Source organism: Streptomyces sp. BR123, from assembly GCF_013401435.1.
Taxonomy (GTDB): Bacteria; Actinomycetota; Actinomycetes; order Streptomycetales; family Streptomycetaceae; genus Streptomyces.
This window is the reverse complement of the sequence record NZ_JACBGN010000319.1, coordinates 1-7,696: the sequence shown is the minus strand read 5'-3', so window position 1 is coordinate 7,696 and position 7,696 is coordinate 1. Positions and strand designations below refer to the sequence as shown.

The window sequence follows — 7,696 nt, the reverse complement described above, 5'->3', positions numbered from 1 at the left end:
CCCCGGCGAACCGCTTTGACCCTCAAGTGGGTTGAAACCCCATGATGCCGGCATGCCGCCTTCCGAACTGATGCCCATCGGGGTCTTCGCCCGGCGCAGTGGACTGACCCCCAGTGCCCTGCGCTTCTACGCCGACTCCGGACTGCTTCCTCCCGCCGAGGTCGACCCGGCCTCGGGCTACCGCTACTACGGCGCCGACCAGGTGGCGCGGGCGACCGCGCTGCGCCGGCTCCGCGAGATCGCCATGCCCCTCGCCACCGTCGAGGCGGTCCTCGACGCCGGTCCCGGGGAGGCGTCCCGGCTGATCGACGGGCACGTCGCACAGGTCCTCGGGGACGCGGTGGCGGCGCAACGCAAAGCCGTCCTCATCAAGTCCTCCCTCGTCACGTCCTCGCTCGCCGGCGCGCCGGGCGTGCCGATCGCCGCACTGAAAGGCCCCGTACTGGCCGACGCGGTCGAGCAGATCCTGACCGCCACCGCACGAGAACCCGGCATGCCCGTACTCGCCGGCCTGCACATCGAGGCGAACCGGGAAACCGTCACCCTGACCGCCACCGACCGCTACCGCCTCTCCACCCGCACCCTGGTTCCCACCGAACCGTCGACCGCACCCTGGACCGCCACGGTCGACGGAGACGAACTGCGGGCCGCCGCCCCCGAGATCCGCCGCAGCCCGCTGGTGCGCATCGAGGCGACCCCGCACGGCATCCGGCTCCGCATGCCCGACCGGGAAGACCGGCACTGCCGTCTGCTGCCGGACGAATTCCCCGACCACCGGCTGGTGCTCGCCTCGCTGCCCGAGGCCACCACCCGCGCAACCCTCCCGAAGAACCGGCTCCTGCACGCCCTGGAGGAACATCCCGACGGGCACATCACGCTGCTCGTGACCGACCGCGGCGTACACGTCCCGACGGCGAACCCCGACCCCGAGCACCCAGACGTCCTGCTCCCGGCCACCGTGACGGGGGAACCACTCCTGCTCTCCTTCAGCCTGACCACGCTCCACCCGGCCGTCAGCACCGCCATCGGCCCCGAGGTGATGCTGGACCTGCGGGGACCCGACCAGCCCGTGACGGTCCGCTCCGCCGACCGCGGAGACCTCACCACCCTGGCCATGCCGATCAACCCCGCCCACCACGCCGCCTGACCCCGAGAACGAGACGAGAGCCACCGCCATGACCGCCGCTCCCCTCCCCGGCCCCGACCCCACCATGGAGGCCATCGGCCGCGCCGTCACCGAGGGCCAGGCCGGCGGCATCGCGTCCGCCCGCCGGAAACTCCTCGACCTGTGGTCCGCGATCGGTGTCACCGGCGACCCGCTGCACCGCTGCACCCTCGCGCACCACCTGGCCGACCTCTACGAGCATCCGGCCCGGGCCCTGGTCTGGGACGTCCGGGCCCTCGACGCCGCCGACGCCCTGACCGAGGAGCGCCTGCAGGAGCATCAGGCAAACCTCCGCGTCGAGGACTTCCGTCCCTCCCTGCACCTCAACCTCGCCGACAACCACCGTCGCCTGGGATCCTTCGACGCCGCCGCCGAACACATCAGGGCGGCCGAAGAGCACGTCCCCCGTCTCCCGCCCGACCCGTACGGTGATCTGCTGCGCACGGCCATCGGGGAGGTGGCCGATGCCATCACCCAGCGGGACACCGGCGCGCGGGCTCCCGGGCCTCGTACGGGCCGGTGACCGTCCCGTACGGCGGCCGGGTTCGCCCGTGTGACGCTGACGACGGTCTCCTGGAACGCCGCTCTCGCCCGCCGCCTCCCGCGGCTCCGTGCACCTGCTCGGCGCTGCCGACCTGCCCTGGTGGTCCGGTGCGCCGCCCGCGCCCGGGCCCTCTCCGGCGGCCAGGCCGGCAACCACCGCGTCCTGCTGGTGGACGGTGTGGCCGTCGGGGTCCGGCCCCAGCACCGTTCCGCACGCCCGACTCCCCGCAGCCGGCGCGCCCTAGGAATCCCGGGAGGCGGATTCGAGAAGGGCTATTTCCCTCGTCACGGCGGACGCTTCCTCCCTCCGCTCCATGAGGTCCAGCTGCTCCCGGAGAGCCGTCAGTGTTGCGATGAGAAGTCGCTGACGGCCCGATTCCAGCTCGCACAAGCGGCGCGCAGCGGCGACGGATTCGGCCCGCAAGGCCCGTACCGTCTCGGGCTGGTCAGCGAATTCCTTGCTGTACTTGATGAGGTCGACAGCCAGACGGGACAGGTATGCCAGCGGGCTGACCTGCACGAGAACCCGGTAGGCCGCAACTCGCTGACGGACCGTGGGCTTCTCCGAACCCAGGAGGGAAACCCTGGCCCGCAGCACTGCATCGTGATTGATATTCACCGAGTGATTCATGAACGGAATTCTGAAAGCCCGACAGCTCCCGAACAAGGCCGATCGCCTGTGCTGTTCGCCCTACGAAAATGCCGTCAGATCTGTCATGATGGATACGTCTTAACCCCTGCGTCCTCATCCCGGAAGCACCCGGAGCCGCCCGGCGCGGCGGAATCGGGCGGAACCGCCGGCGCGACCGTGCGAGAGCGTGACACGAGGCCGGCGCCCGCTGGTCGATTCCGCAGGCTCGCTCGCCCCCGTACTTGAAGACGTGGTGCGGGTCGTGCTCCGCCTTGATCGTGCGCAGTCGGTCGAAGTCGGACCGCGGTAGGCGGTCTCCCCGTCCTGCACACCGACGTCCTGCACACCGACGTTCGGCACGTTGACGCAGGCACCGCCCGCGTAGGGGCGCAGCGCCCGGCTGAATGCGGCGATCCACGCCCGGGCCGCAGGGGCCCGGAAGCGGCTGCCGGCCACGCCCGTCACGGGGTCGGCCCCGCGCGTCCCACGTGGTGAGTACCGCGTCGTGCTTGTCCTTCTCCAGGCCGACGGGGATCCTGCCCTTCGCCGTGAGATGCACCGGCTGCTGCCGTCCGGACCGGTGCCCGCCCGGGCACGGAGGGCCGGCGGGCGGCGTGCCCGTCCCGGCGGTACGCTCGCTGTCGGGCGCCTTCGCATCCGGCTTCCTGGCAGCCGGCCGCCACGAGCAGGAGCAGCGACGTGATCACCGGTGCCGGACGTCTCACATGTCCCTCTGGTCGGTGCCGTGAACCCGTGATCGAGACACGCGGCCGCGCGGGTGCGTACCGGCGAATTCACCTGCCGGCCGGCAACCGGTCCACGTGCGGCCGCCCGGCCACGGGAGCGTGTCGCCGCCACTCCAACTCCCCTCTGAGAGAAGGATCATGACGACACGTCCTGTGGGGCGCGCCCTCGCGCTCGTCCTGGGCGGGGTGCTCGCCGCCTCGTTCGCGCTGCCGGCCGAAGCCCATGGCATCAAAGCCGTTCACCCGAAGGCCGAGACCCGGGCCCTGTTCGACGACGAGGCGGGCGGCGACGCCAACGCGGACGACCCGGCGATCTGGCGGAACTCCGCCGACCCGGGCCGCAGTCTGGTGATCGCCACCGCCAAGCAGGGCGGCCTGCGCGTCTACGACCTCGACGCCGAGGAGGTCCAGTCCGTTCCGGCCCCGGCCGGCCCCGGCGCCGACGACGCGCCCGGCCGGTTCAACAACGTCGACCTCGTGCACGGCCTGCGCGTCGGCGGTGCCCGTGCGGACGTCGCGGTGGTCAGCGACCGCGGCAACGACCGGCTGCGGATCTACCGGATCGACCGCGACCGGCCGGGCGGCCCGCTGACCGACGTCACCGACCCGGGCGTGCAGCCCGTGTTCTCCGCCGACCAGGGCGAGATCAACGAGCAGGCCACCGCCTACGGTCTGGCCACCTGGACGGACCGGACCACCGGGCGGTCCTACGCCCTGGTCAGCCGGCGCAGCCGCACCCGGATCGCGCTTCTGGAGCTGGTCACGACCGGCTCCGGCACGGTGGACTACCGCCGTGTGCGCACTCTGGACCTCCCGTCCTCCTTCCGGCTGCCGAACGGATCCACCTGGGCGCCCTGCGCCGAGCCCGGCGAACTGCCGCAGGTCGAGGGCATGGTCGTCGACCCGGCCAACGGCACGCTCTACGCGGGCCAGGAGGACGTCGGCATCTGGCGGATCAAGGCGGATCTCACCGGGACCCCGCAGCTGATGGACAAGGTCCGCGAGTACGGCGTCCCCGGCACGTACGACGAGGCCACGGAGGAATGCACGCCGGGTGTCGACCCCGGCTACGGCGGCACGCACCTGTCGGCCGACGTCGAGGGCCTGACGCTGGTCAACCAGCGCGGCGGCGACGGGTACCTGCTGGCCTCCAGCCAGGGCGACAACCGGTTCGTCGCCTACGACCGCGAGCGCGACGAGGACAACGAGTACGAGGGCGCCTTCCGCATCACCGCGGCCTCGGCCGCCCTCGACGGCTCGGAGGTCTGCGACGGCGCCGCCGCGATCAACGCGCCACTCGGCGACAGGTATCCGAAGGGCCTGCTCGTCGTCCAGGACGGGCGGGAGACCCCCGGTGACGGCGACCGCGAGGCCACCGGCTTCAAGTTCGTCGACCTGGGTGACGTCATCAACTCTCTCGACTGAACCGGGCGTTGGGAACGACCAGGTCAGTCGCCGCGGCCGGCGACCGGAGTCCCGTCAGGGCCCGCGGACAGGTACGCCTCCAGCTCGGCGGCTCCGGTCAGCATCGCCCGCCCGCGGGCGGACAGCCGGCGGTGCCAGTCGCACAGCGCGGCCTCCAACGGCTCCAGCCCGCCGGCCGCCCGCACCTGTGCGATCAGCGGGGCGATCTGCTCCAGCAGGTAGCCGCCCCGCCTGAGGTGGTGGGTCAGCCGGGCGTCCCGTACGTCGGCCTCGTCGTAGACGCGGTACCCGGTCCGCGGGTCGCGGCGCGGGCGCACCAGCCCGGCGTGCTCCCACTTGCGCAGCGTCGCGGGCCGGATTCCGAGCTTCCTGGCCAGCGGCCCGATGAATGCGCTGCCGGGCCCGGACCCGGCCGCTGACCCGGACCCGGCAGCGGGCCCGGGCCCGGGAGCCGCGGTGTGCCCGGGAGCCGCGGTGGGCTCCAGGTCGCGGAGGGCACTCTCCACGGCCTGGAGGGTCCGCCGGTCGTCGAGGAGCTGGGCGTGGCTCTCGTCGATGATGCGCAACGCATCGTCGACCGCGCCCCGGTTCACGGCCTGCATGATCGACGTCGCCGTCCGGTGGCCGTGGCCGGGCACCAGGGCGAGGAACGCGCTCAGGGCTTTCGCGTGCAGCGGGTCGTAGGTGCGGTAGCCGTGCGGTGTGCGACCGGCGGCCGGAAGGATGCCGACCTCCTCGTAGTTCCTGACCGCCTGCGTGGACAAGCCGTGCCCGCGCGCCAGATCGACCGGCCTGAGCCGCTCGCAGCTTTGAAGGTTTCTCCCCATGAAGCCGACGATATCGGTGAAAAGTTTCCACCGGAGGTTCAACGATAGCGTTGAAGGCATGGCAACCGACGTCAAGGAAATCGCCCGCGCCGTCGACGCTGCCGCCGTCATGGGGCTGTTCCCGGCGCGGCCCCGGCTGCTCGCTCTGGGCGAGCCCACCCACGGCGAGGACGCCCTGCTCCGGCTGCGCAACGAGATCTTCCGGCAGCTCGTCGAGCAGCAGGACTACCGCACGATCGCGATCGAGAGCGACTGCATGATGGGCCTGGTCGTGGACGCTCACGTCACCTCGGGTACGGGCACCCTCGACGAGGTCATGGAACACGGCATCAGCCACGGCTGGGGCACATCCGCCGCCAACCGCGAACTCGTGCGCTGGATGCGCGCCCACAACGAAGGCCGTCCCGCGTCCGAACAGGTCCGCTTCGCCGGCTTCGACGGCCCACTGGAGATCACCGCCGCCGCGAGCCCCCGTCAGGCCCTCACCGCACTCCACGCCTACCTCTCGGCCCGGGTGGACCCGGACCTGCTCCCCTGCACCGCGGAAACACTCGACCGCCTGCTCGGCACCGACGACCGGTGGACCTGTCCCGCCGCGATGACGGACCCGGACCGGTCCGTGGGACGGTCGGCCGAGGCCGGCGAGCTGCGGCTGATCGCCGACGACCTGGCGGCGCTGCTCGACGAGCAGACGCCGCACCTCCTCGCGGTGACATCGCCGGACGATCGGGACCGGGCGGGCCTGTACGCGCGCACCGCCACCGGCCTGCTGCGCTACCACCACTGGATGGCCGACGCCTCACCGGCCCGGCTGACCCGGCTGGTGGGCGTGCGCGACGGGATGATGGCGCAGAACCTCCTCGCCATCGCCGCCCGCGGCCCGGCACTCGTCCACGCCCACAACTCCCATCTCCAACGGCAGAAGAGCACCATGCAGATGGGCGGGAAGCCACTGGAATGGTGGAGCGCCGGCGCGTTGGTGAGCACCCGGCTCGGGGAGGAGTACGCCTTCGTGGCCACGGCCCTCGGCACGATCCGGCACCGGGGCGTGGACACGCCGCCGCCGGACACCGTCGAAGGACTCCTGTACGCGCTCCCCGAGGACCGGTGCGCCATCGACGCCCGGCAGCTGACCGCCGCCCTCGGCGACACTCGGCCCGCGCCCCGCACCTCGCCCTGGTTCGGCTACGCCCCGCTCGACCCGGCCCACCTGGCGGACAGCGACGGGATCGTGTTCGTCAAGGACGTCCCGGAGCACTAGCGGCCCACCGGCAGACCGGCCCGTCGGTGCGCCCGGCGATCTGCGGGAGGCGCTCCGACAGCGCCCTGCCCGCCCACCGGCGGCAGTCTCCGGTCAGCGGCGGGAGGCGGCCCGCCGGGGCGGCGCGATGCGTATCCGCTGCTCCTCGGGCGCGTTCTCGATGTCGTCGAGCTGCGCCGTGATCGTGCTGCGCAGATCGTCGTAGTCCTCGAAGTGGTGGTCGTTGAACAGCGTGTAGCCCGTCCACATCAGGTTGGCGCACACCCGGGCCGGCACCCTGCCCGTCCGGGCGCCCATGCCGACCAGCGCCACGGAGGTGATGCTGCCCGGCTTCGCCAGGTTCTGCCGGTGGACCGCCTGGAACGCGGCGGCACACGCCAGGGCCACGTTCAGCGTCTCGCTCACGTTCTGGGAGGACGTCTCCATCGTCGGCGTCGAGATCAGGAACCTCGGGTTGACCGCCCCCGACGGGACACACACCGCGCTGCCCACCGGCAGGCTGCCGGCGAACCCGTCGCGGATCGCCTGCTGCACGCGCAGCTGGATGCCCGCCCCGAGGTGCCGCTTGATGACGGCGTCCACACCGCCGTCCATCCGGCCCCGCGCATTGGTCGGGCTGACCCAGGCGTCGACCTCCTCGGAGAGGATCGAACCCTTGCGGATCTCGATCTCCGGAGTGTCGGCGAAGGCCGCCCGCCACGACTCCACCACCTTCGCGTTGACATCCGTCAGTACCACCCTGAGCTGCGGCTGCACACGGTTCACGGTCATGATTCGACTCCCGTCGACAAGAGGTCTGCCCACCGGTAACGACGCTACCGGGCCCCACTGACAACGCCCCTTTCCAGACGCTCCGGTGACCGGTCGTCACGATTGCCAAGCTCTCGGCACGGTGTTAGCCTGCCGCCGGATTACCGGTGATCGAGCTTCGGCGACGTGTGCCCACCCGCCCCGCCGCATGCTCCCGGATCCGTTCCGCTCTGCGTGTCCGCCGCTTCCCGCGGGGACACCGACCACCTCGCCACCATGCCCGTGCCGGCACGGTGTGATCCTTCGGAGTACCTCCACCATGAGCGACGCCCCCACCCAGGCCCAGCC

The 7,696-nt window shown here is 72.0% G+C and carries 7 protein-coding genes; 4 read left to right on the top strand and 3 right to left on the bottom strand.

Annotated features, from left to right (window positions below; genetic code table 11):
- Positions 1–52 precede the first annotated feature (52 nt).
- Both HYE82_RS31200 and HYE82_RS31195 read left to right on the top strand, forming a co-directional pair.
- Positions 53–1,147 (top strand): MerR family transcriptional regulator, encoded by a 1,095-nt coding sequence (locus HYE82_RS31200; protein ID WP_179177557.1) that lies wholly within the window; start codon positions 53–55, stop codon positions 1,145–1,147.
- A gap of 28 nt (positions 1,148–1,175) precedes the next feature.
- The gene (locus HYE82_RS31195; RefSeq protein WP_179177556.1) at positions 1,176–1,688 is read left to right on the top strand and encodes a hypothetical protein; all 513 of its coding nucleotides are present in this window, start codon (positions 1,176–1,178) and stop codon (positions 1,686–1,688) included.
- A 261-nt stretch (positions 1,689–1,949) separates the two neighbouring features.
- Here HYE82_RS31195 and HYE82_RS31190 read toward each other — a convergent pair whose 3' ends face one another.
- A complete protein-coding gene (locus HYE82_RS31190; RefSeq protein WP_179177555.1) occupies positions 1,950–2,339 on the bottom strand; it encodes a hypothetical protein in 390 nt (129 codons plus the stop codon).
- Between the two features lie 884 nt (positions 2,340–3,223).
- Between HYE82_RS31190 and HYE82_RS31185 the strand changes: the two genes are divergently transcribed.
- Positions 3,224–4,510 carry a phytase gene (locus HYE82_RS31185; RefSeq protein ID WP_179177554.1) on the top strand — a complete coding sequence of 429 codons (1,287 nt, stop codon included), beginning with the start codon at positions 3,224–3,226 and terminating at the stop codon, positions 4,508–4,510.
- Positions 4,511–4,533: 23 nt separating this feature from the next.
- On the opposite strand, the gene HYE82_RS31180 is transcribed toward HYE82_RS31185, so the two are convergent.
- Positions 4,534–5,337 (bottom strand): TioE family transcriptional regulator, encoded by an 804-nt coding sequence (locus tag HYE82_RS31180; RefSeq protein ID WP_179177553.1) that lies wholly within the window; start codon positions 5,335–5,337, stop codon positions 4,534–4,536.
- A 58-nt stretch (positions 5,338–5,395) separates the two neighbouring features.
- Here HYE82_RS31180 and HYE82_RS31175 point away from each other — a divergent pair, with 58 nt between their 5' ends.
- Positions 5,396–6,598: an erythromycin esterase family protein gene (locus tag HYE82_RS31175; protein ID WP_179177552.1), complete on the top strand. Its 1,203-nt coding sequence runs from the start codon at positions 5,396–5,398 to the stop codon at positions 6,596–6,598.
- 93 nt (positions 6,599–6,691) lie between these two features.
- Here the strand turns inward: HYE82_RS31175 and HYE82_RS31170 are convergent, their stop codons facing one another.
- The gene (locus HYE82_RS31170) at positions 6,692–7,369 is read right to left on the bottom strand and encodes a macro domain-containing protein (RefSeq protein WP_179177551.1); all 678 of its coding nucleotides are present in this window, start codon (positions 7,367–7,369) and stop codon (positions 6,692–6,694) included.
- Positions 7,370–7,696 lie beyond the last annotated feature (327 nt).